General features: G+C 58.7%; 29 protein-coding genes and 2 pseudogenes. 12 read left to right on the plus strand and 19 right to left on the minus strand.

The features are described from left to right. Window positions 1-24: 24 nt before the first annotated feature. Window positions 25-1,278 carry a Zn-dependent hydrolase gene (locus BN77_RS15930; protein ID WP_007533696.1) on the minus strand — a complete coding sequence of 418 codons (1,254 nt, stop codon included), beginning with the start codon at window positions 1,276-1,278 and terminating at the stop codon, window positions 25-27. Window positions 1,279-1,579: 301 nt separating this feature from the next. Here BN77_RS15930 and BN77_RS15935 point away from each other — a divergent pair, with 301 nt between their 5' ends. Beyond that, entirely contained in the window at window positions 1,580-2,236 is a 657-nt protein-coding gene (locus BN77_RS15935) for a TetR family transcriptional regulator C-terminal domain-containing protein (RefSeq protein ID WP_007533698.1), read from the plus strand. 14 nt (window positions 2,237-2,250) lie between these two features. Here BN77_RS15935 and BN77_RS15940 read toward each other — a convergent pair whose 3' ends face one another. Next, window positions 2,251-3,321, minus strand: a complete 1,071-nt coding sequence (locus tag BN77_RS15940) for a glycosyltransferase family 4 protein (RefSeq protein WP_007533700.1) — start codon at window positions 3,319-3,321, stop codon at window positions 2,251-2,253. Between the two features lie 105 nt (window positions 3,322-3,426). After that, window positions 3,427-3,840: a rhodanese-like domain-containing protein gene (locus BN77_RS15945; protein ID WP_007533701.1), complete on the minus strand. Its 414-nt coding sequence runs from the start codon at window positions 3,838-3,840 to the stop codon at window positions 3,427-3,429. A 68-nt stretch (window positions 3,841-3,908) separates the two neighbouring features. On the opposite strand from BN77_RS15945, the gene ftrA reads away from it, so the two are divergent. Then, entirely contained in the window at window positions 3,909-4,901 is a 993-nt protein-coding gene (gene ftrA / locus BN77_RS15950) for a transcriptional regulator FtrA (RefSeq protein WP_007533702.1), read from the plus strand. A 136-nt stretch (window positions 4,902-5,037) separates the two neighbouring features. Here the strand turns inward: ftrA and BN77_RS34835 are convergent. The 5 genes and pseudogenes from BN77_RS34835 to BN77_RS15970 form a co-directional block, all read right to left on the minus strand. Further along, a pseudogene (locus tag BN77_RS34835) lies at window positions 5,038-5,235 on the minus strand (GIY-YIG nuclease family protein); the annotation flags it as partial. A 121-nt stretch (window positions 5,236-5,356) separates the two neighbouring features. After that, entirely contained in the window at window positions 5,357-6,670 is a 1,314-nt protein-coding gene (gene preA / locus BN77_RS15955; protein WP_007533704.1) for an NAD-dependent dihydropyrimidine dehydrogenase subunit PreA, read from the minus strand. Between the two features lie 15 nt (window positions 6,671-6,685). Continuing rightward, complete coding sequence (locus tag BN77_RS15960; protein WP_007533705.1) at window positions 6,686-8,047, minus strand: NAD(P)-dependent oxidoreductase; 1,362 nt, start codon at window positions 8,045-8,047, stop codon at window positions 6,686-6,688. Window positions 8,048-8,403: 356 nt separating this feature from the next. Beyond that, entirely contained in the window at window positions 8,404-9,411 is a 1,008-nt protein-coding gene (locus BN77_RS15965; RefSeq protein ID WP_208856464.1) for a sensor histidine kinase, read from the minus strand. Between the two features lie 198 nt (window positions 9,412-9,609). Next, the gene (locus tag BN77_RS15970) at window positions 9,610-10,404 is read right to left on the minus strand and encodes a response regulator (RefSeq protein ID WP_007533707.1); all 795 of its coding nucleotides are present in this window, start codon (window positions 10,402-10,404) and stop codon (window positions 9,610-9,612) included. A gap of 297 nt (window positions 10,405-10,701) precedes the next feature. Between BN77_RS15970 and BN77_RS15975 the strand changes: the two genes are divergently transcribed. Both BN77_RS15975 and BN77_RS15980 read left to right on the plus strand, forming a co-directional pair. After that, on the plus strand, window positions 10,702-10,863 hold the full coding sequence (locus tag BN77_RS15975) for a NepR family anti-sigma factor (RefSeq protein ID WP_007533709.1): 162 nt from the start codon (window positions 10,702-10,704) through the stop codon (window positions 10,861-10,863). A gap of 9 nt (window positions 10,864-10,872) precedes the next feature. Beyond that, window positions 10,873-11,427 (plus strand): RNA polymerase sigma factor, encoded by a 555-nt coding sequence (locus tag BN77_RS15980; protein ID WP_007533712.1) that lies wholly within the window; start codon window positions 10,873-10,875, stop codon window positions 11,425-11,427. A gap of 39 nt (window positions 11,428-11,466) precedes the next feature. Here the strand turns inward: BN77_RS15980 and BN77_RS15985 are convergent, their stop codons facing one another. From BN77_RS15985 to hemP, 7 genes are all read right to left on the minus strand, one after another. Then, window positions 11,467-11,868, minus strand: a complete 402-nt coding sequence (locus BN77_RS15985) for a hypothetical protein (protein ID WP_007533714.1) — start codon at window positions 11,866-11,868, stop codon at window positions 11,467-11,469. A 9-nt stretch (window positions 11,869-11,877) separates the two neighbouring features. Beyond that, window positions 11,878-12,231, minus strand: a complete 354-nt coding sequence (locus BN77_RS15990; RefSeq protein WP_208856440.1) for an ElaB/YgaM/YqjD family protein — start codon at window positions 12,229-12,231, stop codon at window positions 11,878-11,880. A gap of 122 nt (window positions 12,232-12,353) precedes the next feature. Beyond that, window positions 12,354-13,160, minus strand: a complete 807-nt coding sequence (locus BN77_RS15995; protein WP_007533718.1) for a heme ABC transporter ATP-binding protein — start codon at window positions 13,158-13,160, stop codon at window positions 12,354-12,356. A gap of 9 nt (window positions 13,161-13,169) precedes the next feature. Next, a complete protein-coding gene (locus BN77_RS16000) occupies window positions 13,170-14,282 on the minus strand; it encodes a FecCD family ABC transporter permease (RefSeq protein ID WP_007533720.1) in 1,113 nt (370 codons plus the stop codon). A 2-nt stretch (window positions 14,283-14,284) separates the two neighbouring features. Then, window positions 14,285-15,181 carry a heme/hemin ABC transporter substrate-binding protein gene (locus BN77_RS16005; protein WP_007533722.1) on the minus strand — a complete coding sequence of 299 codons (897 nt, stop codon included), beginning with the start codon at window positions 15,179-15,181 and terminating at the stop codon, window positions 14,285-14,287. Between the two features lie 8 nt (window positions 15,182-15,189). Next, window positions 15,190-16,242, minus strand: a complete 1,053-nt coding sequence (locus BN77_RS16010) for a hemin-degrading factor (RefSeq protein ID WP_007533724.1) — start codon at window positions 16,240-16,242, stop codon at window positions 15,190-15,192. A gap of 9 nt (window positions 16,243-16,251) precedes the next feature. After that, window positions 16,252-16,434, minus strand: coding sequence for a hemin uptake protein HemP (gene hemP, locus BN77_RS16015; protein ID WP_007533726.1), 183 nt, complete (start codon window positions 16,432-16,434; stop codon window positions 16,252-16,254). 133 nt (window positions 16,435-16,567) lie between these two features. Between hemP and BN77_RS16020 the strand changes: the two genes are divergently transcribed. The 5 genes from BN77_RS16020 to hmuQ all read left to right on the plus strand — a co-directional run bounded on the left by BN77_RS16020 (window position 16,568) and on the right by hmuQ (window position 19,443). Then, the gene (locus BN77_RS16020; RefSeq protein ID WP_040677274.1) at window positions 16,568-17,020 is read left to right on the plus strand and encodes a hypothetical protein; all 453 of its coding nucleotides are present in this window, start codon (window positions 16,568-16,570) and stop codon (window positions 17,018-17,020) included. Window positions 17,021-17,075: 55 nt separating this feature from the next. After that, the gene (locus BN77_RS16025; RefSeq protein ID WP_007533731.1) at window positions 17,076-18,335 is read left to right on the plus strand and encodes a TonB family protein; all 1,260 of its coding nucleotides are present in this window, start codon (window positions 17,076-17,078) and stop codon (window positions 18,333-18,335) included. A 110-nt stretch (window positions 18,336-18,445) separates the two neighbouring features. Beyond that, a complete protein-coding gene (locus tag BN77_RS16030; protein WP_007533733.1) occupies window positions 18,446-18,853 on the plus strand; it encodes a DUF2325 domain-containing protein in 408 nt (135 codons plus the stop codon). Next, window positions 18,850-19,119, plus strand: a complete 270-nt coding sequence (locus tag BN77_RS16035; protein WP_007533735.1) for a hypothetical protein — start codon at window positions 18,850-18,852, stop codon at window positions 19,117-19,119. The genes BN77_RS16030 and BN77_RS16035 overlap by 4 nt, the downstream gene beginning before the upstream one ends. A 9-nt stretch (window positions 19,120-19,128) precedes the next feature. Beyond that, the gene (gene hmuQ, locus BN77_RS16040; protein WP_007533736.1) at window positions 19,129-19,443 is read left to right on the plus strand and encodes a heme-degrading protein HmuQ; all 315 of its coding nucleotides are present in this window, start codon (window positions 19,129-19,131) and stop codon (window positions 19,441-19,443) included. Between the two features lie 170 nt (window positions 19,444-19,613). On the opposite strand, the gene BN77_RS16045 is transcribed toward hmuQ, so the two are convergent. Both BN77_RS16045 and BN77_RS16050 read right to left on the minus strand, forming a co-directional pair. Continuing rightward, window positions 19,614-19,982 carry a DUF423 domain-containing protein gene (locus BN77_RS16045; RefSeq protein ID WP_007533738.1) on the minus strand — a complete coding sequence of 123 codons (369 nt, stop codon included), beginning with the start codon at window positions 19,980-19,982 and terminating at the stop codon, window positions 19,614-19,616. Window positions 19,983-19,990: 8 nt separating this feature from the next. Then, on the minus strand, window positions 19,991-20,380 hold the full coding sequence (locus tag BN77_RS16050) for a group II truncated hemoglobin (RefSeq protein ID WP_007533740.1): 390 nt from the start codon (window positions 20,378-20,380) through the stop codon (window positions 19,991-19,993). A 143-nt stretch (window positions 20,381-20,523) separates the two neighbouring features. On the opposite strand from BN77_RS16050, the gene BN77_RS16055 reads away from it, so the two are divergent. The 3 genes from BN77_RS16055 (at window position 20,524) to olsC (ending at window position 22,459) form a co-directional block, all read left to right on the plus strand. Continuing rightward, entirely contained in the window at window positions 20,524-21,084 is a 561-nt protein-coding gene (locus BN77_RS16055; protein ID WP_007533743.1) for a TetR/AcrR family transcriptional regulator, read from the plus strand. A gap of 15 nt (window positions 21,085-21,099) precedes the next feature. After that, window positions 21,100-21,441: an SMR family transporter gene (locus tag BN77_RS16060; RefSeq protein WP_007533744.1), complete on the plus strand. Its 342-nt coding sequence runs from the start codon at window positions 21,100-21,102 to the stop codon at window positions 21,439-21,441. 169 nt (window positions 21,442-21,610) lie between these two features. Beyond that, the gene (gene olsC / locus BN77_RS16065; RefSeq protein ID WP_007533747.1) at window positions 21,611-22,459 is read left to right on the plus strand and encodes an ornithine lipid ester-linked acyl 2-hydroxylase OlsC; all 849 of its coding nucleotides are present in this window, start codon (window positions 21,611-21,613) and stop codon (window positions 22,457-22,459) included. 134 nt (window positions 22,460-22,593) lie between these two features. Here the strand turns inward: olsC and BN77_RS16070 are convergent, their stop codons facing one another. Next, on the minus strand, window positions 22,594-22,818 hold the full coding sequence (locus BN77_RS16070; RefSeq protein WP_040677275.1) for a hypothetical protein: 225 nt from the start codon (window positions 22,816-22,818) through the stop codon (window positions 22,594-22,596). Between the two features lie 222 nt (window positions 22,819-23,040). Continuing rightward, window positions 23,041-24,100: pseudogene (gene hisC, locus BN77_RS16075) on the minus strand (histidinol-phosphate transaminase). Window positions 24,101-24,116: the final 16 nt, after the last annotated feature.

The following is a 24,116-nucleotide window of genomic DNA, read 5'->3' on the forward strand; positions in this document are numbered from 1 at the left end:
ATGTCGTCCGTTTCCGACCGCCGGTCACGCCACGATCTCCGCCGTTTCGACCACGGCATGGAACAGAACATCCGCGCCGGCTGTTGCCCATTCCTTGGAGATGTCCTCCGCCTCATTGTGCGAGAGACCTCCAACGCAGGGGCACATGACCATCGTGGTCGGAGCGACCTTTGCTGCCCAGCAGGCATCGTGGCCGGCACCCGAGATCAGGTCCATGTGGCTGTAGCCGAGCCGTTCGGCAGCGCCGCGCACGCGGGAAACAAGCGTCGGGTCGAAAGTCACGGGCGCAAAGTGACCGATCGCTTCGATCGTGCAGCCGACGCCGAGTGCTTCGCAAATTTTTGGCGCTTCCGCTTCGATCCTGGCGCGCATGCCGTCGAGCTTGGCCTGATCCGGCGAGCGGATATCGACAGTGAAGACGACCTTGCCCGGCAGGACGTTGCGGGAGTTCGGAGTGAAGAACACCTGACCGACGCCGCCAACTGCACCCGGCTGGTTCTCCATCGCCACAGTCTGCACCATTTCCATGATACGGGACATGGCAAGCCCGGCGTTGACGCGCATGTTCATCGGCGTCGAGCCGGTGTGAGCCTCCCTGCCGGTCAAGGTGAATTCGAGCCACCACAGGCCCTGACAGTGCGTGACCACGCCGATCTGCTTGTTCTCGACCTCGAGGATCGGACCTTGCTCGATATGATACTCGAAATAGGCGTGCATCTTGCGCGCGCCCACCTCTTCATCGCCAACCCAGCCGATGCGCTTCAGCTCGTCGCCAAAGGTCTTGCCGTCGGGATCCTTACGATCGTAGGCATATTCCAGTGTATGGACGCCGGCGAAAACACCGGAGGCGAGCATGGCCGGCGCAAAGCGCGCACCTTCCTCGTTGGTCCAGTTGGTAACGACGATCGGGTGCTTGGTCTTGACGCCAAGGTCGTTCATGCTGCGGACGACTTCCAGTGCGCTGAGGACACCGAGCACGCCGTCGTATTTGCCGCCGGTCGGCTGGGTGTCGAGATGCGAGCCGACATAAACAGGTAGAGCGTCCGGATCGGTGCCGGGACGGGTCGCGAACATCGTGCCCATCTTGTCGACCCCGAGGGTCAGCCCAGCGCCCTCGCACCATGTCCTGAAGAGGTTGCGCCCTTCAGCATCGGAATCCGTCAACGTCTGGCGATTGTTGCCGCCAGCAATGCCCGGGCCGATCTTTGCCATGTCCATGAGGCTGTCCCAAAGACGGTCCCCGTTGACGCGCATGTTCTCGCCTGGTGCTGCCACCATGTCTAAAGTCCTCACCTGTTTTCTGCGGCCATGCAATTCACATGTCCGCCTGTTCCCGTGGTCAGTCTCCGGCGCTCTTGTTTGTTTTGTTAGCGCCGGAAAATCGCCAGTTGCCTTTGTTTAGCATCTGATCGATAATTTGACCGATTGGTAAACATTACAACTTCCGGCGCTGGGCTCAAGACGAAAATCAGGAAAAATACAGACAAAATTACCGCCATCTGCTTATTTTCGCGGCAAGGTGCCGCGCCCGCCCAATCTTGAGTGAAACGGTTGAATTTGAAGGGAAAACAAGATCGATATGGCAATCCCGAGAGCAGCCAAGACGCAGCGGCGCACGCGTATTCAGGAAGAGAAGGAAGAGCAGATTCTTGAAGCCGCACTCGATGTGTTCTCGGTCAGCGGTTTTCGTGGTTCCACGATCGACCAGATCGCTGAAGTTGCCGGCATGTCGAAGCCCAATTTGCTGTATTATTTCCGCACCAAGGAAGCGATGCATCGGGCGTTGATCGACCGGGTGCTCGATACCTGGCTCGAGCCGCTGAGAGCCTTCGATGCCGACGGCAATCCCGAAAGCGAGATCCGCAGCTATATCCGGCGCAAGCTTGAAATGGCCCGAGATTTCCCGCGCGAGAGCCGGCTCTTTGCCAACGAGATGCTACAAGGGGCCCCGCACGTCGAGGATGAGCTGAAGGGGCCGCTAAAGGAACTCGTGGACGAAAAGGCGGAGGTCATCCGCAGTTGGGCGAAGGCCGGGAAGATTGCAAAGTGTGACCCCTATCACCTGATCTTTTCGATCTGGTCAACAACACAGCATTATGCCGACTTCGATGTTCAGGTGAGGGCGGTGCTTGGGCAGGAGCATGCAGGCGCCGGTCGCTTCGAGGATGCGGCGCGCTTCCTCGAGCAGCTGTTCATCGATGGGCTGAAGGTCAAGTGCGTGCCGAATGCTTCATGATTGCCGGCGGCGTTTCACGCCTCGTCGAAATCTAGGAGCGCCTTGACGGCTGCGCGCGCTTTAGCGTGGCGGGTTTTATAGGCCTGCTGGATTGCCTTGCGCCTTCTTTCGAGGGCGGGCCCGGGTGACATGCCCGATAACCACGCCAATGCGGTCGGGATAAAGTCGCCTCCTGAGGGGATCAGAAGGTCGCTTTCGTCGAGCTGTTTCCTGATACACCCGCGGTCGCAGGAGATGACCGCGTTTCCGGCCGCCTTTGCCTCGAAGATCACCAGCGGCTGAGCATCGTTGGAATCGGTCGTGGGGAAGACGAATACGTCTAGCTCACGATAGAAGGCTGCTTTTGCATTGTCATAGAGTGGGCTGCGATACTCCAGCATATCGCCAAGTTCCGCTACGGCCCCGTCGATGGTCGCGCGTTCGCTGGCGCCCGCCGGACCAGCGAGGATCGCCTTGATCGGTAAGCTCTCGTTGCGCGCTTGCCGTGCGAGATCAAGAAAGGTGTCCAGGCCTTTCTCGCGGCTGAGATTGCCGAGCATGCCCATCACGAGATGTGTGCGCTCTTTCGGCTCGTCCCGTTCTTCCTGCGGTGCAACGAGGGCTGCATTGGAGATCAGGCTGCTTCGGATGCGGCGGCCGTAAGTATCGGCGAAGTTGTCTCGCATGATATCGCATGGAAAGATATGTCGCAGCTGGCGGCCGCCGAGCGTCAGGATGGATCGCATCAGCAGCTTCGGCCTGTCGATGTAATTGAAACTGTGATGGTGCAGGTAGACCGGATAGGCGAGGAGCCTCGCGAACAGCACGACAAGCGACGTATAGATCAGACCAGAGCCGCCGTCGCAGGCGAGATAGCAGATCCTGTCGCCATGCGTGCGATCGACAAACAGCTGAAGACAGGCGCTGAGGGCACGGCTGAACCTGATTGGCTGTTTCAAAAGCGACAGCTTGCCGGAAGGCGGGCCGATGTTGCAAACAGCGATACTGTTTGCTTCCGAAAGACATACGATCATGCCCTTGGTCGCGCTCGAGGGGCCGTTTTGCGGCGGAGGGAACGGACCGATCGCAACGATATGACATGTCATACGGGAGGCTACCTCTTTGAGCCTCCCGACTATCGCACCGGCGCAAGAAAAAACAATCTTTCTAGCGGCGGCTCCCCGTGTCTTGTCCATGTACGCACCTTAGCGTCAGGCATCCGCCGACGCCGGGCTGCCTTCAAACGCAAAGCCTTCGTCGGCCCACCCGGTCATTCCGCCGATCATCACCTTTACCTGAAGCCCGAGCCGTGCAAGGCGCAGGGCTGCCTTGTCAGTACCGTTGCAATGGGGCCCGGCGCAGTAGACGACGAAAAGGGTGTCTGCGGGCCATTCGGACATGCGGTGGGTCGTTATCTTGCCATGCGGCAGGTTGATCGCGCCCGGAACGTGCGAGGTGGAGTAATGCGCCGGGGAGCGAACATCGAGCAAGACGAAGTCGCGGTGGCCTGCGGCGAGCGATGCGTGAACATCCCAGCAGTCGGTCTCGAAGGCGAGCTTGCGGGCATAGTAGGAGGCGGTGACTTCGGGAGAAGCAGCGGCGATTTCAGCGACGAAGCTCGGCATGGCGTTTCCTTTCGGTTCGAGTTGCCGCCGACGATCGCTGATGCTATGGATTTGCGAAATTGGCCATAATGACGGTTAGCGTAAAGATCATGCCAAACGCATTGAAGGGCCCGCATGTCGTTGTGCTCGCCTATGACGGGCTTTGCACCTTCGAATTCGGCATCGCCTACGAAGTCTTCGGCCTACATCGGCCGGAAATGGGGGAAGGGTGGTATCGCTACTCAATATGCGGGGTCGAACCAGGACCTCTGAAAGCGGGCGGCGGCCTGGCGATTTCCGTCGACCATGGGATGGAAGCGCTTGCTGAGGCGGATCTGATCGTGGTGCCGGGTTGGCGCTCCATAGATGCCGAGGTTCCGCCTGCCCTGATTGATGCCTTGTGCGCAGCCCATCAGCGCGGCGCCCGGATCATGTCGCTATGCTCCGGCGTTGCAGTGCTTGCGGCTACCGGGCTTCTTCGCCATCGCCGTGCCACGACGCATTGGCGATATGTCGCCTCGATCTCGAAGCGCTATCCCGACATCACCTTCGATGCCGATGTTCTTTACATGGACGAAGGTAGTCTTCTGACGGCCGCCGGCAGCGCTGCAGGCATCGATCTCTGCCTGCATGTGGTCCGTCGCGACTTCGGCGCCGAGGCTGCAAACAGTGTTGCGCGGCGTCTGGTTCTGCCGCCGCACCGCGAAGGCGGACAGGCTCAGTTCATCCAGGCGCCCGTGCCGCAGGAGCGCGAAGGCATCCGGCTTGGTCCGCTGATCGACTGGATGCGACAGCAGTTAGACGAGGAGCAGCCGATCAGTATGCTCGCCGCGAAGGCCGGAATGAGCGAGCGGACCTTTCAACGCCGGTTCGAAAGCACCACGGGGCAAACTGTGGGTGAATGGCTGCTCCAACAACGGCTTCGCCATGCGCGTGAACTTCTGGAAAGAGCAAGCAGCGCCTCCCTTGACGATGTTGCAGAAGCCAGCGGCTTCGGAACGCTGGCGACGATGCGGCACCATTTTCGCAAACGGCTGGGAACGAGCCCCGGAGCATATCGGAAGACGTTTGCTGGTGAGTAGGTACGTCTCTCATGCGCCATCCTCCTTGCTTATCAAAGGGCCAGCCGCTATGCGCCCTCGGCGGCAGTTAGGCGAAATGTCGTCCCCAATCAGGGGTTGCCACTTCGATCACTCTGAGTTTCCACTGGCGTGGTCATTTCGTCATGGTTTTTGGGGTGTGAGTGCAGTGTCAGCAGATCATGCTCCTCAAACCACACCATATCTTCATGCAGGATCGAGATGTGAAACTCGGCATCAAGTCGTGCTGGTGCTCGAAGCGAGTTGCCAGATCGCAGGTTACGCCGGTAGAGCGCGTGCCGTTTCGCCGGGATGCGAGAGTAGACGAGCCCTTCATGGTCGAAGGGCGTCTCGAAAGACAAGTGTCATTGATGGCGCCGACGCGCCGTGGCTGAGTCCGGTGACCGGCACAGGAATGAGGGAAAGGGTGCCGCGGAGCGTTCGCGGCACCCTCGATCTTACTCCGCCGCCTGGCGAGCCATCGGGTTGTTCGGATGCGTTGTCCAGTTTGCATAGTTCGGATCAACGATCTTGCCAGTGCGCTTGTCGAGGTCGCCGGCGGGGAGCTGCTCCAGGGTGATGCAGCCCTCGACCGGGCAGACGTTGACGCAGAGATTACAACCGACGCATTCCTCTTCCATCACCTCGAAGTGTCTTACGCCATTGACGAACTGGGTGATTGCCTGGTGCGAGGTATCCTCGCAGGCGATGTGACAGCGGCCGCACTTGATGCAGGCATCCTGGTCGATCTTCGCCTTGGCGATGTAGTTGAGGTTGAGATACTGCCAGTCGGAAACATTCGGCACGGCTCGGCCGGTGATATCGTCAAGGCTGCGGTGGCCCTTGGCGTCCATCCAGTCGGAGAGACCCGTGATCATCTCCTGGACGATCTTGAAGCCGTAAGTCATCGCCGCTGTGCAGACCTGCACGTTGCCAGCGCCAAGCGCCAGGAACTCTGCCGCATCGCGCCAGGTCGTGACGCCACCGATGCCCGATATCGGCAGGCCATAGGTCTCCGGATCGCGGGCGATCTCGGCGACCATGTTGAGGGCGATCGGCTTCACCGCCGGGCCGCAATAGCCGCCGTGGCTCCCGCGCCCGTCGATCGACGGTTCCGGCGAGAAGGTATCAAGATTGACCGAGGTGATCGAATTGATCGTGTTGATCAGCGACACGGCGTCGGTACCACCGGCCTTGGCAGCACGCGCAGGCTTTCTGATATCGGTGATGTTCGGCGTCAGCTTGGTGATAACGGGCATGCGCGTGTACTGCTTGCACCAGCGAACGACCATTTCGATGTATTCCGGCACTTGTCCGACCGCAGAGCCCATGCCGCGTTCCGACATGCCGTGCGGACAGCCGAAGTTGAGCTCGATGCCGTCGGCGCCGGTCTCCTCGACCAACGGCAGGATCGCCTTCCAGGCGTTCTCTTCACAGGGGACCATAATCGAGGCGATCAGAGCTCGATCCGGCCAGTTCATCTTCACCTGCTTCATTTCGCGCAGGTTGGTGTAAAGGTCGCGATCGGTAATGAGCTCGATGTTGTTCAGGCCGAGCAGGCGGCGGTCGGCGCCAAAGATCGCGCCGTAGCGCGGGCCGTTGACGTTGACAACCGGCGGCCCTTCTTCGCCGAGCGTCTTCCAGACGACGCCGCCCCATCCCGCCTTGAAGGCGCGTTCGACATTGTAGGCCTTGTCGGTCGGCGGCGCGGAGGCGAGCCAGAACGGATTCGGTGACTTGATGCCGACGAAATTATTGCGGAGGTCAGCCATTGTTCATTCTCCCCTTCACGCGACGGCAACGGTCGGCTGCGAGCCGGCAGCAAGCATGCGGTTGATGGATTCAGCAGCATCGCGGCCTTGCGCGACCGCCGAGACGGTCAGGTCGTCTCCCCCGAAGACACAGTCACCGCCGGCCCAGACGCCGTCGAGCGAGGTCTTGCCTTCCGCATCGATGGCGATGCGGCCGGACTCCATGCGTAGCGCGCCGAGGCCTGACGCAGCGAAGGTTTGGCCGATCGCCTTGAAAATCTGGTCGGCGGCGATGACACCGGTCTCGCCCGTTGTCGACAGGCGGCCATCGACCAGTTTGGTGTATTCAACCTCGATCGCGGCGACCTTGCCGTCCTGCGCCAGTATGGACTTCGGCGCCAGCCAATGGCGAATGATGACGCCCTTCGAGGTGGCGAGATCCTGCTCGAATTCAGAGGCGTTCATATGCTCCTTGCCGCGACGATAGCAGATCGTAACTTCCTCGGCGCCGAGTAGCTTGGCCTGCACGGCGGCATCGATGGCTGTCATGCCGCCGCCGAGAACGACAACGCGGCGACCGATCGCAACCTCGCCCTTGTCCGTGGCCTGACGCAGGCCGGCGATGAAATCGACGGCGTCGTCGACGCCCGGCAGGCTTTCGCCTTCAACGCGTAGCGCATTGACGCCGGCAAGGCCAATGCCAATGAAGACGGCGTCATATTGCGACTGGAGATCGGCGAGCGAGAAGTCACGCCCCAGTTGCTGATCGTGACGGACTTCGATGCCGCCGATCGCGAGGACGTAGTCGACCTCTTTCTGGGCGAAGTCGTCCACCGCCTTATAGGTAGCGATGCCGTATTCGTTGAGGCCGCCGGACTTTGCCTTTCCATCATAGATGACGACGTCATGGCCCTTCACGGCGAGGCGATGGGCGGCAGCAAGGCCGGCAGGGCCAGCGCCGACCACGGCGATCTTCTTTCCGCTTGAGGCGGCGCGGCTGTAGAACTGCTTGTCCGCCTGCATGGCGGTGTCGGTGGCGTAGCGCTGCAAGCGGCCGATCTCAACGGGGCGTTCCTCCGCCGTGTTGCGCACGCAGGCCTGCTCGCACAGATCTTCAGTGGGACAGACGCGGGCGCACATGCCGCCCAGAATGTTCTGGTCGAAGATCGTCTTTGCCGAACCCATCGGATTTCCGGTGGCTATTTGACGGATGAAGAGCGGGATGTCGATAGAGGTGGGACAGGCCGCCATGCACGGCGCGTCGTAGCAGAAATAACAGCGGTCGGCTGCGACCAGCGCCTCGTGCTTGTCGAGGCGCGGATGAAGATCGGAGAAATTCGACTCGTACTCAGCGGGCAAAAGCCGGCCGGCACGAATCCCAGTTCCCAGTCGTTCCATTGAAGTTCCCTCATTATTGGTAAACGGCCAGTGAGGGAAAGCGTAACTCAGCTTCAAAAATTTATCAAACGGTAAAATTTTGTCTGGGAATTGTGGCTATTGCGCTGTTTCTATTTGGCTATTTTTTCCGCTTCGGAATACCTTGCCTCCATCATCGCGGCCGATAATGAAAAATCGATCTTTTTCTCGCGGGGACGGGAACCATTTGGATACTTGCTCGTTAGTGGCATATCCGAGCGATGACCGCATCGACCCAACATGCGCGCCCCCAACCCATCGCTCGGACGTACTCACGGTCCCCTCCCGGTGAGTGAAAGAACAGCCGGTGCGCCGCCCTCGCACTGGCTGTTCTTCGTTTAGCGCATCGCTGCCTGTCGAGGAGGACGCCGCAGGATCTCGAACTCGGCGTCGGGGATGATGAGGTGATACTCGATCTGACCTGGTACGAGCGTGAGTTCGGCTTTACCGTTTACCGAGGAGGGGACGACCCGCTCGAGGACCGTCTTTCCGAAGCTGTTTTCGCTGAATTCATGCACCTCTGCAGGATCGCAAAGCGTCTCCGCCCATGAGATCTCGATTGCCTTTCGCCCGGGGGATGCTACTTCATGGCAGCTTACACTGACCGCAGGTCTGTTGCCGGCAATCGCTCCATAGGAAGCCGAGTTAACGATCAGTTCGTGCAAGGCCAAGCCCACGTGCACTGCCGCGTTGGGTGTCAGGTGGACGTTTATCCCCGAGATCGGCAGCGGTCCTGCGGTTTCTGGCCAGTAGGGCGCGAACTGCTTTTCAACGAGTTCAAACAGGAAGGCGCCACGCCAACTGGAGTCGGTAATCAAGTCCTGCGAATTCGACAGCGATTGCAATCGGCCGCGGAATTTCACCAGGAAACTATCCAGCGATATCGTGTTGCGGGCGGTTTGGGTGGCGATGCCCTGTATTATGGCCAGAAGATTCTTCGAACGGTGCGACAGTTCGCGAAGGAGGGATTTCAGGACTTTTTCGCGATGCCGCGCCTCCGTCACCTCGGAGATGACGGACAGAATTCCTGCGGCTTGGTCGTTGCCAATGCGCTCTATCTTCAGCTCGTAGGTCCGCATTTCCCCGTCGACCGAAATCTCGACTTCGGTTGTAGCGGGTTTGCCGCTTTCGAATACCTGCTGTTTCATCTTCTCCAGAATGCGCCCATGCGTGTCACCGAAGAGATCGACGTCAGTTCCGCCTGGTATTGGAGCCGACTGAAAATGCGCAGGAAGGTTGTCGGCGTAGACGACCGACAGGCGGGGATCCTGGTAGATCAGTGATATTCCGGCACTTCCAAGCGCTCGCTGCAGCAACGCCGCTCTACTCTCCAGCGCGAGGGGCATGCCGGGCACTGGTTCATTCCTATTCACCTAGTCGCCTTTCCCATATTGATCCTCTCTCAGTGCTGCTGAAAGAGATGCCCATTGATCGGGAAGCTCATCCTAGAGAAAGGCGCTGAAAAAAAGCCTAAGGCCGAAGAGTGTTCCCGGTTTCATTGAAACGTCCTTCCATTCCTATTGTTCCTCAGGACGCGAACTCCTTCAGGCGGCCGCCTTGGTGGCTTCATTGAAGAAAAGCGCTTGGCTGATCAACGCCTTAACCATATCGGGATTGAACGGCTTCGTGACCAGGAACGTCGGCTCGGGGCGTTCGCCGGTCAGCAGTCGTTCCGGGAACGCGGTGATAAAGATCACCGGCACACTCGCCGTCTTGAGGATGTCGTTGACCGCATCGATACCGGAGCTGCCGTCGGCAAGCTGAATATCTGCCAAAACCATGCCCGGGCGGGTCTTGTTGTAGAGAGCAACCGCTTCGGCGTGCGTACGTGCAATGCCGGTGACACGGTGCCCCAGGCTTTCCACCATCTGCTCGATATCCATCGCGATGAGCGGCTCGTCCTCGATGATCATGATGTCTGTGGCAACCTGACGAGAGATCTCGCGCGATGCGTTGTCGAGCAAGCTGACGACTTCGTCCTCTTCTTCGCCCAGGATCTCGGCAATCTCCGCAACCCGAAAGTTCTCGACGGAGGCGAGGAGAAAAGCCTGACGGGCACGGGGGGGAACCTTGGCGAGGTTCAGCGTTGCGCGCTGCTCCCACGCGTAGGGCGAGGCGGGCTCCGGAATCTGGACCGTGACGGAACCAAACAGCGTCGTGAAAAGTTTGTACAATGCAACGCGGTCATCTGCGGTATCCGGGAAAATGGATATGTCGGCAATGATCGCCTCGAGTACAGCGGCGACGTAGGCGTCGCCTGATGTCTGCGTTCCGGTAAGCGCGCGGGAATAACGACGCAAGTAGGGAAGGTGCGGCGCAATTCGAGTTGAAAGTGTCATTGAAAGCTCCCACTCGTGGCCGGTGACCGGCCTCAATGGCGGTTAAAACGCGACGGACTGTAAAAATGTTCCTGGCATTTAGGAACTTTTTTTTCTCAGCAGCATTATGGTGCCTACAAACAAGGGCTCACCGCATTTGTTACATGTCACGCGATCAGATGTTCGCTAATCGGTTGGTCTAAGTGGCCGAGTTGGTTAAAACAAACCTAAGGCGACGTGGCAGAGCGAGCGGAAAACAAAGTAAAGTGACGATTGATGACGACACGAAAAAATGAAAGGGATCGGCAGCGTCTTGAAATGCGCGCAAGCGATATTCTTGACCCGAACAGCCAGATCGGCGTGAAGTTGCGATCGCTTTATGCCGCTGTGCAGGACGAGGCTATTCCAGAGCGCTTTCTTGATTTGCTCGAGAAGCTTGACCAAGCCGAGCTCGTCGCCTCGGCTAAGGTCGTGAAGTAAGGTGGCTCCATGGAAAAGCAGCAACCAAGCTTCAAGCGCGAGCTCCTCGCGTCGCTTCCGAGTCTTCGAGCCTTTGCGATTTCGCTGATTGGCCGGCATGACCGGGCGGACGATCTTGTTCAAGATACGATCATGAAAGCCTGGGCAAAGCAGGATCATTTCGAGATGGGCACCAACATGAAAGCCTGGCTCTTCACGATTCTGCGCAACGAACTCTACAGCCAGATGCGCAAGAGTGGGCGCGAGATTCAGGACAGCGATGGCCTGTTCACCGAGTCCATGGCAATGCACCCGGCCCAGTATGGGGCGCTCGATCTTCAGGATTTCAAGAAGGCACTCGATCAGTTGCCGCCGGACCAGCGCGAAGCAATCATTCTAGTCGGTGCCTCGGGGTTCTCCTATGAGGAAGCCGCCGAGATCTGCGGATGCGCCGTTGGCACGATCAAGAGCCGCGTAAACCGCGCTCGCCAACGTCTGCAGGAACTGCTGCAGATTTCGGGCGAGGCGGACTTCGGACCCGACGCGACATCGTCGCCGCTCACTTCCAAAGCCTTTGCCTTTTGACTTGATGGGTCGGCTGCGGCGAGGCGCCGGCTTGAAGCGTCAGTCATCGCGTTTGGAGCCCATGAGATTGGCAGCGACGATTGCGGCAAGAACTCCGGCCGTTAAAAGCGGCTGCGCGCGGATAAAGCCTATGCCCACGGCAGCAAGCGATTCCAGCGCCTGCCTGCGTTCCTTGGCGCGACGGGCTTCCTGCGCATTGATCACCATCATGATGATGAGGACGATGATGGCGATCAGCAATGCTGCGGCAGCCAAAAACAGTGCCGCACCGATTGGACCATAAATGCCGGAGAGCCATATCGCACCAGCGCCAACAGAGAGCGCATAGGCGGTCAACAGGAGTATCACGGCAATCGCAATGAAAATACCGTTGCGCTTGGTCCGCGCAACGGTGCGGTGAACAGTCGTGCCTGCCAGCAGGCTTAGAAGCGGGAAGAGCATCTAGCCTCCTTAACGGCGGGCAAGAAGGGCAAGGACGAGCCCGAAGGCTGCCGCCGCTCCGATGGTTGCGACAGGGTGCCTGCGGACGGTGTTGCGCACTTCATTTGCGCCGCGAAGGTAACCCTCCTGTAAGTCGTGGATCAGGTCCTCGCTGCGGGAGAGCAGGTCGTCGTAGCTCGCTGCCGCCTGATAGCGGATGCGCTCTCCCGGCTTTCGCTTTGCTGCAATCTTCGTCAGGGCCGCGATCTCATCGCGAAGAGCCTCTATCTGCTCTTCGATGCTTGATTCGATACGGTGAAGCGTGCCGCCGTTACGCCGGCTGCGGATCGGGTGAAGGAGCGAAGAGGCCACGATTTTCTCCATCGGTAAGGCGCGCTCACGCCGCCTGATTCAACAAAGGGCCGCTGCCGAAGTTTGCATGAAGATTGTCGCCCGGCAATGACCCAGATCATCGAGCTTAACGCAGTCACCCTGCAAAAGTTCCGCTACGCTGGATTGTATGCAGTTCGTATCGCACTGTGCGCAAGCACGAAAGGCGTGCCGTCTGCGGGAACCTGGTTGATCCGAAGGGCGCAGCCAAATACGGACTCCATGGTTTCATCCGTCAGCACGTCGCGGACGCTTCCGGCGGCAGCCACCCGGCCGGATTTCATCAGAATGAGCCGGTCGGCAAAAAGCGCGGTCAGGTTGAGGTCGTGCATGACCGCGACGACGCCGCCGCCGGCCTCACAGAATTTACGTGCCAGCGTCATGATGGTCAGCTGGTGGCTGATGTCGAGACTTGATACCGGCTCGTCAAGCAGAAGCCAGCAGGGCACGCCGTCTGCGACCGGTTCGGCGATCTGGCAGAGAACGCGGGCGAGCTGTACGCGCTGCTGCTCGCCGCCCGAAAGCGCCTGATAGAAGCGGCCTTCGAAACCCGCGAGATCGACGGACGCCAGCGCATTTGCAGCAGTCTGCGCGGCCTTCTCGGGATTGCGATTGAAACCGGTGGTCAGGCCCATCTGCACCACCTCGCGTACGGTGAATGGGAAAGAGATCGAGCTTGCCTGCGGCAGTACGCCGCGCATCGTCGCTAACTGCCATGGCTTTAGTTTGGTCACTTCTTGGCCGTTTAAGCGAATGGAGCCAGAGTAGGGGAGTTCACCGGAGACCGCCTTCATTGTCGTCGTCTTGCCCGAGCCGTTCGGGCCTGCAATCGCCGTCAGTTGGCCAGCCGGTGTGGAAAAATCGGCCTCACTGACAATGGTCTTGCCGGAAAGGCGCACCGAGACGCCGCATACTTCAATCATTGTTCATACTCAAAGTGCAAGGCGCGCGCGATGTCGCAACAGAATCCACAGGAAGAATGGCCCACCGGCAGCCGCGGTAACGATGCCGATTGGCAGCTCGGCGGGAGCGACAATGGTCCTGGCAAGCACATCCGCGAAAATTAGCAGCGAGCCCCCGAGAAGTGCCGAGGCAGGCAGCAGGAAACGGTGATCGGGGCCAATCGACATACGCAGTACATGCGGAACCACGATGCCGACGAAGCCGATGCCGCCGCTGACGGCGACGGAAGCACCCGTCGCAGCGGCGACGCTGACGATGGCGATATTCTTCAGCCGCTGAACCGGGACACCCATGTGAAAGGCCGCGGCTTCGCCAAGCGTGATAGCATTCAGACCGCGCGCAATGAACGGTATCGCGGCAAAGGAGAGAAGAATGATCGGGCCAGCGCCCGCGATCTTTGCCCATGTTGCTCCGGCAAGTGATCCCATGCCCCAGAAGGTGAGATCTCGCAATTGCTGATCGTTGGCCATGTAGATCAGCAGTCCCGTGAGCGCGCCGGCAAGTGAGCCTAGAGCGATGCCGGCAAGCAGCATCGTGGCGACCGAGGTCTGGCCGTTCCCCGTTGCAATCCTGTAGAGCAGCCACGTGCTGGCTAGGCCGCCGCCGAAAGCTGAGGTCGGAAGCGCATAGATGCCCAGCAGCGTGTAAAGTGGCGCGGCAAAGGTGCTGGCGAGCACGATGATCCCGACCGCGCCCAGGCTCGCCCCTGAGGAAACGCCGACAAGGCCGGGATCGGCAAGCGGATTTCGAAAAAGACCCTGCATGATCGCACCCGAGACGGCGAGTGAGCCGCCGACCAGGAAACCCAGGATCGCTCGAGGCATGCGAATATAAAAGATGATGATCCGATCACGCGCGTTCAACACGTCACCCGAGCCGGCCATGTTTGCAGTGACCTCGAGGAACGAGGCGTTGGAAGCGCCCGTTGTCACCGAAAACAGCAAGGAAAGGACGGAGCCGACCGCAAGCAGAAGGATTGCCAAAAGGGCGAGGCGGCTGCGATCGCCAGCCGTTCGAAACTGCCGGCGACCCGTCAGCGAAAAGTTGGCGCGCTTCCGTCGCATGGCGTCCTGGAGAGCCATCATTAGCCACCGTAGATCGCCGCGTTCAATTCACGGACGGCGCTCGCGGTGCGGGGGCCGAAACCGAGCAGGTACAGGCCGTCCATGCGGATGATTGCCTTGTTCTGCGCAGCCGGCGTCAAGGCCAACGCCGGCTGCTTGAGAAGATCTTCATTCTTCGTGGCCGACCCGTCGCCACGGTTCATCATCAAAATGACGTCAGGCTTGGCATCGATGATCGATTCGTCGCTCAGCGGCTTGTAGCCGGCGAAATCGCCGACCGCGTTGACGCAGCCCGACAGCGTGATGATGCCGTCGGCCGCAGTGCCTGTTCCAGACGCGAGGATCTTGCCGCCCTGCATGTTAAGGATGAACAGAACGCGCTTGCGCTCGCCTGCGGAACGTTTGGCGGCGTCGGTGATTGCCGTGTCCAGGTCCGCGCCGACCTTTTCTTCCAATGCCTTTGCCTTTTCAGGGTGGCCAAGCAGCTTGCCGACCCGATCGATCTTCGCAAGTATCCCTTGGCGGGTGTAGGCGTTCGGTACCGTCTCGAATGGGACGCTCGCATTCTTCAGCACGTTCAGCGCCTCTGGCGGTCCGGATCCCTCGATCGCGATGATTGCTGTCGGATTCATCGCGAGAATTCCCTCCGGCGACAGAGCGCGCATGTAGCCGACATCGGGCAGCTTCATGGCCGCTTCGGGATACACGCTCGTCGTGTCACGCGCGATCAGACGATCCTGCTCACCCAACGCATAGATGATCTCGGTGACGTCGCCGCCAACTGATACGAGGCGGCTCGTATCCAGCCTGTCTGCAGCGACACCACTCGATAGGGGGACCAGCGACAGCGCAATTGCCAACGCCGAAAACGCTATCGCCCGATGCCGCTTGCTCTGCGGTTGCTTACGCATCGTCATCCCCTTGTTCAAGCCGCGACGCTGGTTCCTGCGCGCGGCAGGTTTTCCATGATCAAGCGCCAGTCGTCGCGCTCATCGTTGCCTTCCTTGCGCTTGCCAAAGAACTGGATGATCATTTCACCGTCGGCATTGAAGGCCTCGAGCGACGTCACATGGCCGTCCTTCGTCGGCTTGCGCACGGCCCATGTCTCGGCGATGTGATCTCGCCGAAGGTGCAGATGGAAGGTCGGATCGAGGACGTTGATCCACGGACCCATGAGTTGCACGCTGAAGATCGGACCGGAATGGATCTGCACGATGCCGTCGTTGGCGACAAAGCACATGATCGGCAGGCCTGCCTTCACCGAGGCGTGCATCATCTGTGCTGTTGCCGTGTTGTCGAGCTGCCAGGCATAGTCGTCGCCCACTGTGCGCAAGGCGGCACGGCGTCCGATCTTCAACTTGCGCAGCATCCCGAAGAATTCATGCGTGTCGGTAAGTTTGCTCCAGTGCTCGCGCAATGCGTCGCGCGTGACCTCGCCGCTTTCATCCGTTGAGGATTGCGTCAGGTCGGCGGCGAATTCCTGCGATTGGTCCTCGTGCTTCAGATCGCGGACGATCGCATGGTAGGCCTCGACATTCGAGTTCGGGCGAAGATGGATTTTGTGAACGGCGTTTCCGGCCTTGTCGAAATATTGGAGGCTAAGACGCTCCTGGTCGCCGTCCTTCTTGGAGACGGCAAAAGCATGTGCCCAGCGATTTGGGAAAATGCGCAAGTCGATGTTTTCCCCAAGCACGACCGAGGCGTGCGGACCGACGGTGATGTTTTCGTAAACGCCGATCTTTTCGTGAACAGCGCTTTCGTTGCGGGAAAGAGCCATGACTTCGCCGAGTTCAACGACCCGCTCCAGAAGCTTCAAGGCGCTGCCGTCGATGCGGGTTGCGCCAATGCCAACCCCGGCTGCAACAAGGGCTGCTTCCGAAATATGAAGCCGAGCGGCGATATCGCGCTCGCGCATCGTCGGATTCTCTGTACGAAATGCGCGTATGTCGGCGGGAGCCGGTGTCGTTGTATCAGTCATGTTCTAGCCTTACTTATTGAGAATGAGTTTACCCTGACGGGTGATTTTCATGCGGTAGACCACGCCGTCGTGACGGATCATGATCTCGGTCGCTCCGCGAAAAATGTCTGCACTTTCCAGAACGCGCATTTCTGCCGCTGGTTCGCGCTGCCGCGACACGTGACTAAAGCTATCCGGCTTCTCAACCATCATGTTCGATTGATTTTTTTCCGCTCATCCGCGGCGTCCAAACGCCCGGAAAATCCATAATTATCTTGACTCTCATAGTCATCATTTTCTAAGGACGCAATAGCGGAGTTAAAGACTCAAGTTTTAGCATTTATTCATGGAAGGAATTGCAGTGAGCAAGGTTGCGGCGCTTTTGACGAACGGTCTGATCGTGGTTGCGAGCGCATCGCAGGTTTTTGCTCAGAATGCTGCCGCAGCGTCGTCTACCAAAGGCCTCGAGGTTGAGCTGAATGGAATTTCGCCTTCAAAAAAGGGGTGCGTAATGACATTCGTTGCGCTCAACAATCTCGCTGCGCCGATCAACAAGATCTCCTTCGAGCTTGCTTTTTTCAACGACAAGAACGCAGTCGACCGGGTCACCGTGTTGGATTTTCGCGATCTGCCGCCGGGTAAGAAGCGCGTGCGTCAGTTCGATATGCCGAACATGAACTGCGAGAACGTCACGCGCGTGCTAACCAACGATGCCCCGGTTTGCGACGGGCCGGCTGCTGGGGAGTGCATGAAGGGTCTCGTTACCCGTTCTAAGGTTTCTGTTCCATTCGAGGGTTGAGTGTTCGCGGCGTGAGCCGGCGGCGTTCTGGTTCAACTGGCCGAGGCAGGCACAAATGGCAGTTTCAGCGAAATCCAAGTCGAGAATCATTCTCGTTGAGGAGCCGGTCGCCAACAACAGGATGATCGACAACACCCCCGACATGCATCCCGGTCACGAGTTGTCGGATCTTCGCGATGTGCCACGACAGCCGGCTGCAGAGGCTGTCATCCACTACGCCCGGCTGGTGTTGATTGAAGCCTTTCCGCAAGATCCTAGGAGTGCGAGCAGTACGGTCGTGGCTGCTCCAGAGATGGATGCGAGTGTAAAAAGGGACGAGTGCGCAAAGCTGTGCCAACGCAATGTGGTGATCGCCTGTCTGAGTTCCTTCGGCTTGCATGTCATCCTTGTCGTTGCACTCGGACTCTGCTTGGCTCAGTCTCCTCAGGAGCCTATCGAAGAAGCTGGCGATGCAGTGAGCGTTGTGATCCTTGGCGATTCGAACATCGACCATGCTGCTGCCGGCAAGAATGTCGACGAGCCGCAGCCCGAACAGATCGCCGCCGAGACCATACAGGCGCAGACAGTGCAGCCGACCGCGGGGACACCGACTGAGGTAGAGCCGCCGGAGCCGGTCGTCCCGGCGCAGGAGGTAACGCGCGTTTCCTCGGAGAGCTTGGTCGCTGCCGAGCCGGAAATCCTGACCTCACTCTCACCGGCCGAAACATCCGTAGTGCAGCCGATGACGACAGAGCTGCTGTCGAACACTGGGCCGGCTGCCCAGGCAACACCTGAAGGGGTGATGCCTGTCCAACCCATTGAGACCGCGGTCCTGGCTTCAGGGCCCGACAAGCCAATGTCCAAGCCTGAGCCAAGGTCGGAAGCGCGCGTTAAGAAGCCGATAGAGAAGAGGGAACCACCAAAGAAGGCCAAGCAAGCAGCCGGATCGGGCGGCGAAAACAAGCAAGATTCCAGGAAGGGACTGGTGGAGGGAACCGAGACGGCAACGGCGAGTGAGAATTCGAGCGGCGCCGGCAACAGCGGCGGAGCAGGCAGTGCAGCCGTCGCCAACTATCCGGGCAAGGTACGATCCCGCATTCTCCGTGCACTTAGGGTTCCCTCCGCACTAAAGCGCGAGCCCGCGAGTGTCTCGCTTAGCCTGACAATTGTTTCCTCAGGTGCCTTGAGCAGCGTCAGGGTCGCGCGAAGCTCAGGAAATTTGCAGTTGGATCAAGTGACTGTCGATGCCGTCCAACGCGCCGCACCGTTTCAACCGCTGCCCGAAGGGAAACGGGTCTGGTCATTTACTCTCCCATTTCAGGTTGGATCGCGCTGAAAATATGAGTCCAATACTCAACTTAATACTTTACTGTAAATATCAAGTTTAATAAGGTCCGCTAGCACACGCAGGAATCGTGTGACGATTAACGAGCAAACGGGTGGCCAATGGCTCGAAAGACGAAGAAGAGTTCCAACCGCGAGATCCGCGTTAACCCCACTATCGGGTCGGTTCGGGAAGCATCCGGGCAGTCCAAACTTGATGGACGCAGTTTCCTGTATGTCGGCGGTCGGGACTGCCAGGTGGCGCATCTTCGCCAGATTGCCAGCAATTTCGGAGCAGAACTGATCCATCACGACGGCGGTTTGCGCGAGGCAGTCTCCCGCATTGATACCGTGCTTCCCTCTGTCGACTGCGTCTTTTGCCCGATCGACTGTATCAGCCACGATGCGTGCCTGCGCGTGAAGACCGGCTGCAAGAAATTCGGCAAGGCTTTCATCCCGCTTCGGAACGGCAGCAAGTCCAGTCTGGAACGTGCGCTGCAGACAATGAACGAAAGAGACAATTCCCGATGAATGAAGAACGCGTTGACGGGGTCATGATTATCGGCCTGCACAAGCTTGCCGCTCAGCGAGGGGACGGCCTTGTGCCGGAGCTCTATCATCTGCTGCTGCGCAATGCCGAGCGGCGCCGAGACCATCCCAACGTATCCGAGTTTCCGCTCTGGGAGGCAAGGATGCCCGGAGAGCCTCCTGAAAAGCCGCTTGGTCTGGAGCGTGCAAACGGCAATAATGTGGTGGCGCTCGCATCGGTGCGGGCGGGTGCAAAATGCAAAGGGTAGGGACGTTTCATGTATATTGCGATGAACCGTTTCAAGGTTGCGATCGGATCCGAGACGCATTTCGAGGAGGTCTGGCGCAAGCGCGATTCCAGCCTCTCGCAGGTTCCGGGCTTCGTCGAGTTCCGCCTGCTGCGCGGCGCGACGAATGCGGAGGAGGACTACACGCTGTTTTCCTCGCATACGCTTTGGCGGAGTGAGGAAGACTTCGTGAATTGGACGAAGTCTGAAAACTTCCGCACCGCGCATCGCAATGCCGGCGAGCGCAAAGGCATGTACAAGGGGCCGCCAGTCTTCGAGGGATTTTACGTGGTACCCGGCATCTGAACGGTCGATCAATAAAGATCGGGTCGGTGGAAGTTCTTCCCGTTCCGTCATTGCTTGATCTCAACCAAACGTCGGCGCTCGATGACGACGCGCTAGGCTTGATCGGATCATCGATCGGTCACCGACCATCTGATCTTTGCGGTTTGGGCACATGCCCGTCAGCTGATCGATCAGTCTCGGCGGGTAAAAGCGCCCACTGCAATCGCCAGCCAGCCGAACATCATGGCAAACCCGCCCGTGGGTGCAGCCAACGGGAACAACCCCGAGCCCAGATAACGCAGGGCGACGAGATCACCGGCGAAGAGCAACGTTCCCACGACAATGAGGATGCCGGCGAGCCATGCAGTCCTGAGCTTCTCAGCGCCGATGGCAAGAGCGAGCAGGGCAGGGGCATGCGCCAGGCACATCGCCGAAGCCGAAGCGACCAGATGCGCGTCGCCGCCGCCATGCGCCGCGGCAGCGGCCAACCCCACGCCGGCAAAGCCGAACAGACCGGCGAACAGATAGAATAACGGCGCAATGCGCGCGTTCAGCATCATGGTCGTCCCTATTCCTTGTTCTGCATGTGAAATGCGAGCCGTTCGATGGGCGGAAGAATGACCTCGCGCAGCTTTGGATTGGCAACGGTTTCTTCAAGCGCGCGACGGAAGCAGAGCAGCCACTCGTCGCGCTCCGCCGGGCCGATCTCGGCAACGAAATGCCGGCTTCTGAGGCGCGGATGGCCGCGCTTGTCGGTATAGAGCGGCGGGCCGCCGAGATACCCGGTCAGGTATTCGTAGAATTTCTCTTCGCTACCTTCCAGCGATGGCGGATGTACGGCGCGAACCTGACGCGCTTCCGGCAGCGTATCCATCAATTCATAGAAGCGGTGCGTTAGCGCTTGCACGGCCGCGTCGCCGCCAATTGCCTCGTAAAGCGTAATGACTTTTTCCGTCACGGTCCCATTCCTCGAAATCGAACTGTTAATGCACCGCGAGGAAGGGGACTGCAACCGCCTCGAATCTGTCCGCGGCAATTCGTCCGCACCACAGCGTCGTAAATCCTCTTGACAAAACCGTCCAGACGGTATCTTTTCTCTCAATGTCACTGGCTCACCATCGCCGCAAACAGCCTCTCGTCGTGCGCCAGCAGTTGCTGGATGTGGCCGCGCGGCTGACGATGGAGCAAGGAATGTCGGCTGTCACATTGGACGCCATCTCCGGCGCATCGGGGGTCAGCAAGGGCGGACTCTTGCACCACTTCCCGACGAAGAATGCACTGCTTGATGCTTTGTTCGAGAGCCTTCTCGATCGCTTTGACGCCGATATCAATGAGCGTATGCGTGAGGACGCCCTGCCACATGGCCGATTCAGTCGGGCCTATCTGCATGCTGTGGCCAATCTCAAGGAGAACCCCGACGAATCCGCTCATTGGGCGCAGATTACGGTGGCACTCCTTGCCGAGCCCCGACTTCGGCAGCGCTGGCGCGCGTGGGTCCAGGAGCGAACAGAGGAATATGTTGGTACGGATTCGTCCGTCGAGGCGCAGATCGTGCGGTTCGCGGCCGATGGCCTCTGGCTTGCCGACATGCTCGGTAGCCATGACGACGGCAGCGATCGACCTGCGCTGATTGCCCGCCTCGTCGAACTCACCAACAAGTAAAGCAGGACTTCCGCCATGGCTCCAGCCACCGTCTATGCACTGCTCTTTGCTGCGATCGCGCTCGAGGTGATCGGCACGACGGCATTACAGCTGTCGCAGCAGTTCACGCGCGTCGGCCCCACAATTGTTCTGGTCGTCTGCTACGCTGCTGCATTCTACTGCCTGTCCGTGACACTGAAGATCATTCCCGTCGGTATCGCCTACGCGATCTGGAGTGCGCTCGGCATTGTCCTGATATCCGCAGTCGGCCTCATCTATTTTAAGCAGCGCCTCGATGCACCGGCGATCGTCGGGCTGGCTCTGATCATCGCTGGTGTGCTGGTGGTCAATGTTTTCTCAAAGTCCATCTCCCATTGATTTCGCCCGCAACGGGGCTTGCCTTCTAGCCAACGTTGACCCGATGCGATCCCGCAAGAAGATGTCGTAGCGACATTTTGACTGTCGCCAGGCGGCCTTGTGAAAAAATGGCGCCATATCCATATCTTTTTTAACTTTTGACGGCTTATTTTTCTGCATTGGACAAATCATGACCGACGGTACCGCTGACGCGAGCCTTTCTGAAGATCCATCCGCAACCGGGCGGCAATCCTTTAACACCGCCGGCATCGCGCCCATGGACCGTGCGAGTGCAATCACGCGCTTCTTCATGGGCATCGTCGCCTGGGCGGAAGAGCTGAACTTCAGATACGCCAAACTAGGCAATCCGCCCGTCTATGACACCGCGACCTTCCCATGGGCTGCCGAGGTTGAGAGGGCCTGGCCGCAGATCCGCGCCGAACTGGAACGTGTGCTTCTGCGGCAGAGTGAGTTACCGACATTCCAGGACATTTCTACCGACGTTAAGACGATTTCGACCGATGCTGGCTGGAAGACCTTCTTTCTCGCGGGCTTCGGATTGAAGTCAGAACAGAACATCAAGGCTTGCCCGCAAACCTGGGAGGCGGTGCAAAAGATCCCCGGACTGAAAACTGCGATGTTCTCGATCTTCGAACCGGGCAAGCATCTGCCGGCTCATCGTGGACCTTACAACGGTGTCCTTCGTCTGCACCTTGGCTTGATCGTGCCGGACCCCGCCGACAAGCTGGCTATTAGGGTCAAGGATCAAATCTGCCACTGGCAGGAAGGAAAAGTTCTCATTTTCGACGACGCTTACGAGCACGAAGCCTGGAACCACACAGACAAGACACGGGTGGTGCTTTTTGTCGACTTCGTGAAGCCATTGAAGTTCCCGGCTCGATTCGTCAATTGGGCGCTGATGAACCTCGCCGTGTTTACCCCGTTCATTCGTGAAGGGCTGGATAACCACAAAGCCTGGGAAAAGAAATTCTATGCGGAAGCAGAGGCCTTCAGGAACCGGCCGCAAAATCAAACTTAGCCGAAGAACTGAGCGGTCCTTGTTCCGCAAAGCACGCGTTTGCTGGTGACACGCTTGACGCGAGGGCGTCAGATAAAGCGGTGAAATTCGAAACCAAAGCCGGTGGAGATGGTGGTCCGAGCGACTGGGCCCACTCAGTTGGTGTTGGCAGCCATCAATTTGCGTTTCGCCCTTGTGGCCAGATACATTACATAGTTTTCTGCAGCGTCTGCGAGATGAAGAGCGATTTCCTCTTCCCGCCATCCCGCCGCGACCGCGCGACGGACAACATCGGTAATTACCGCCTTGCAGACGGCTTCGCATTCCCGCGAGCGTCCCATATCTTCGGCGCTGTATTTCGGAGAATTGATGTTCGACATAGCAGCAAGGTGCCACAATCTGCCGCATTTTCAATAGGATGCTAACGGAGTGGTTAGCCGGTATGGTTAAGTGCGTCAGTCCGGTAACGCATGCCCGCGGCGGTTGCATAAAAAAGAAAATGGCGGCTGCGCATGCGCCAATATGATACTTCCAGTGCTGCCGATATGTGTCGTTTTCGCTAGATAACGCTGAAACGGATTTTGCGTTGGAACGGGCAAAATTCAGGTCAGTATCTGTTTGAATGCTGCCAAGAGTTTATCGCATTCAACATCCGTTCCGATGCTTATGCGAAGATAGTCTTCTATGCGTTCTGCCGGAAAATGTCTGACCAAGATCGCTTTGTCCCGCAGCTCCGCAGCCAAGTCCGCACCCGATCTTGAGGAATGCCGTGCAAACAAAAAATTGGCGGACGATTGGAGAACGTCAAAACCAAGCGTTCGCAGAGCAATGGTCAGCCTCTCCCGGCTCGCCACGATCAAATCGCGGTGTTGCTGAAACCAATCTTCATCTTCCCAGGACGCAACTGCTCCAGCCAAGGCGAGCCTGTCCAGCGGATAGGAGTTGAAACTATCCTTGACCCTTTCCAATGCTTCGATCAGCGGCCGTTGTCCAACGGCAAAGCCAACACGTAGCCCGGCGAGGCCCCGCGATTTTGAGAAAGTCTGAATAACGAGAAGGTTAGGATGTTTCTTTTACGAGCGGGATCGCGCTTTCAGCGCCGAAATCCACATATGCCTCGTCAATAGCGACGACCTGATCGGGATGTTGCCGGATCAAGGTTTCTATGTCGGAAAGCGGTCGCGCAATGCCTGTTGGTGCATTGGGATTGGGCAGGATGATCGCCCCGCAAGGTTGCAGGTAATCCTCGATCCGCACCTGCATGTTTTCATCGAGGGGAATTCGACGGAAGTTTATTCCGTATAAGCGGCAGTAGGTTGAATAGAAGCTGTAGGTTATGTCGGGGAAAAGCAGTGGCTCTTCATGATTGAGGAGGGCATGGAAAATATGTGCCAGAACCTCGTCCGAGCCATTTCCAGCGAACACTTGATCCGGATCGAGATCATGGCGCACAGCAATCACCTCGCGCAGCCGTCGGGCTGTCGGGTCCGGGTAAAGCCGAAGCCTATCGTCTGTCGCTTCCGAGATCGCCGTGAGGGCACGTGGCGATGTGCCGTAAGGACTTTCGTTGGTGTTCAGTTTGACCAACCCGCTCATTGTTGGTTGCTCGCCCGCAACGTAGGGAGTCAAGGAGTGAACAAGCGGACTCCAAAAGCGGCTCATTGCAGTTTCCAATTTG

The organism is Rhizobium mesoamericanum STM3625, assembly GCF_000312665.1.
Taxonomy (GTDB): Bacteria; Pseudomonadota; Alphaproteobacteria; order Rhizobiales; family Rhizobiaceae; genus Rhizobium; species Rhizobium mesoamericanum.

Excerpts from the sequence above, each read along its gene's own strand:
- ftrA (WP_007533702.1), top strand. The coding sequence starts at position 3,909 with ATGACGGTTAGCGTAAAGATCATGCCAAACGCATTGAAGGGCCCGCAT.
- BN77_RS16010 (WP_007533724.1), bottom strand. The coding sequence starts at position 16,242 with ATGACTGATACAACGACACCGGCTCCCGCCGACATACGCGCATTTCGT.
- BN77_RS15970 (WP_007533707.1), bottom strand. The coding sequence starts at position 10,404 with ATGACACTTTCAACTCGAATTGCGCCGCACCTTCCCTACTTGCGTCGT.
- BN77_RS15990 (WP_208856440.1), bottom strand. The coding sequence starts at position 12,231 with ATGGAGAAAATCGTGGCCTCTTCGCTCCTTCACCCGATCCGCAGCCGG.
- BN77_RS15930 (WP_007533696.1), bottom strand. The coding sequence starts at position 1,278 with ATGGTGGCAGCACCAGGCGAGAACATGCGCGTCAACGGGGACCGTCTT.
- BN77_RS15975 (WP_007533709.1), top strand. The coding sequence starts at position 10,702 with ATGCGCGCAAGCGATATTCTTGACCCGAACAGCCAGATCGGCGTGAAG.
- BN77_RS16030 (WP_007533733.1), top strand. The coding sequence starts at position 18,446 with ATGGCTCGAAAGACGAAGAAGAGTTCCAACCGCGAGATCCGCGTTAAC.
- olsC (WP_007533747.1), top strand. The coding sequence starts at position 21,611 with ATGACCGACGGTACCGCTGACGCGAGCCTTTCTGAAGATCCATCCGCA.
- BN77_RS16070 (WP_040677275.1), bottom strand. The coding sequence starts at position 22,818 with ATGTCGAACATCAATTCTCCGAAATACAGCGCCGAAGATATGGGACGC.
- preA (WP_007533704.1), bottom strand. The coding sequence starts at position 6,670 with ATGGCTGACCTCCGCAATAATTTCGTCGGCATCAAGTCACCGAATCCG.
- BN77_RS15965 (WP_208856464.1), bottom strand. The coding sequence starts at position 9,411 with ATGCCCCTCGCGCTGGAGAGTAGAGCGGCGTTGCTGCAGCGAGCGCTT.
- hemP (WP_007533726.1), bottom strand. The coding sequence starts at position 16,434 with ATGATGGTTGAGAAGCCGGATAGCTTTAGTCACGTGTCGCGGCAGCGC.
- BN77_RS16020 (WP_040677274.1), top strand. The coding sequence starts at position 16,568 with ATGGAAGGAATTGCAGTGAGCAAGGTTGCGGCGCTTTTGACGAACGGT.
- BN77_RS15960 (WP_007533705.1), bottom strand. The coding sequence starts at position 8,047 with ATGGAACGACTGGGAACTGGGATTCGTGCCGGCCGGCTTTTGCCCGCT.
- hmuQ (WP_007533736.1), top strand. The coding sequence starts at position 19,129 with ATGTATATTGCGATGAACCGTTTCAAGGTTGCGATCGGATCCGAGACG.
- BN77_RS16055 (WP_007533743.1), top strand. The coding sequence starts at position 20,524 with ATGTCACTGGCTCACCATCGCCGCAAACAGCCTCTCGTCGTGCGCCAG.
- BN77_RS15945 (WP_007533701.1), bottom strand. The coding sequence starts at position 3,840 with ATGCCGAGCTTCGTCGCTGAAATCGCCGCTGCTTCTCCCGAAGTCACC.
- BN77_RS16000 (WP_007533720.1), bottom strand. The coding sequence starts at position 14,282 with ATGGCTCTCCAGGACGCCATGCGACGGAAGCGCGCCAACTTTTCGCTG.
- BN77_RS15935 (WP_007533698.1), top strand. The coding sequence starts at position 1,580 with ATGGCAATCCCGAGAGCAGCCAAGACGCAGCGGCGCACGCGTATTCAG.
- BN77_RS16035 (WP_007533735.1), top strand. The coding sequence starts at position 18,850 with ATGAATGAAGAACGCGTTGACGGGGTCATGATTATCGGCCTGCACAAG.
- BN77_RS15940 (WP_007533700.1), bottom strand. The coding sequence starts at position 3,321 with ATGACATGTCATATCGTTGCGATCGGTCCGTTCCCTCCGCCGCAAAAC.
- BN77_RS15985 (WP_007533714.1), bottom strand. The coding sequence starts at position 11,868 with ATGCTCTTCCCGCTTCTAAGCCTGCTGGCAGGCACGACTGTTCACCGC.
- BN77_RS16060 (WP_007533744.1), top strand. The coding sequence starts at position 21,100 with ATGGCTCCAGCCACCGTCTATGCACTGCTCTTTGCTGCGATCGCGCTC.
- BN77_RS16025 (WP_007533731.1), top strand. The coding sequence starts at position 17,076 with ATGGCAGTTTCAGCGAAATCCAAGTCGAGAATCATTCTCGTTGAGGAG.
- BN77_RS16005 (WP_007533722.1), bottom strand. The coding sequence starts at position 15,181 with ATGACGATGCGTAAGCAACCGCAGAGCAAGCGGCATCGGGCGATAGCG.
- BN77_RS15995 (WP_007533718.1), bottom strand. The coding sequence starts at position 13,160 with ATGATTGAAGTATGCGGCGTCTCGGTGCGCCTTTCCGGCAAGACCATT.
- BN77_RS15980 (WP_007533712.1), top strand. The coding sequence starts at position 10,873 with ATGGAAAAGCAGCAACCAAGCTTCAAGCGCGAGCTCCTCGCGTCGCTT.
- BN77_RS16045 (WP_007533738.1), bottom strand. The coding sequence starts at position 19,982 with ATGATGCTGAACGCGCGCATTGCGCCGTTATTCTATCTGTTCGCCGGT.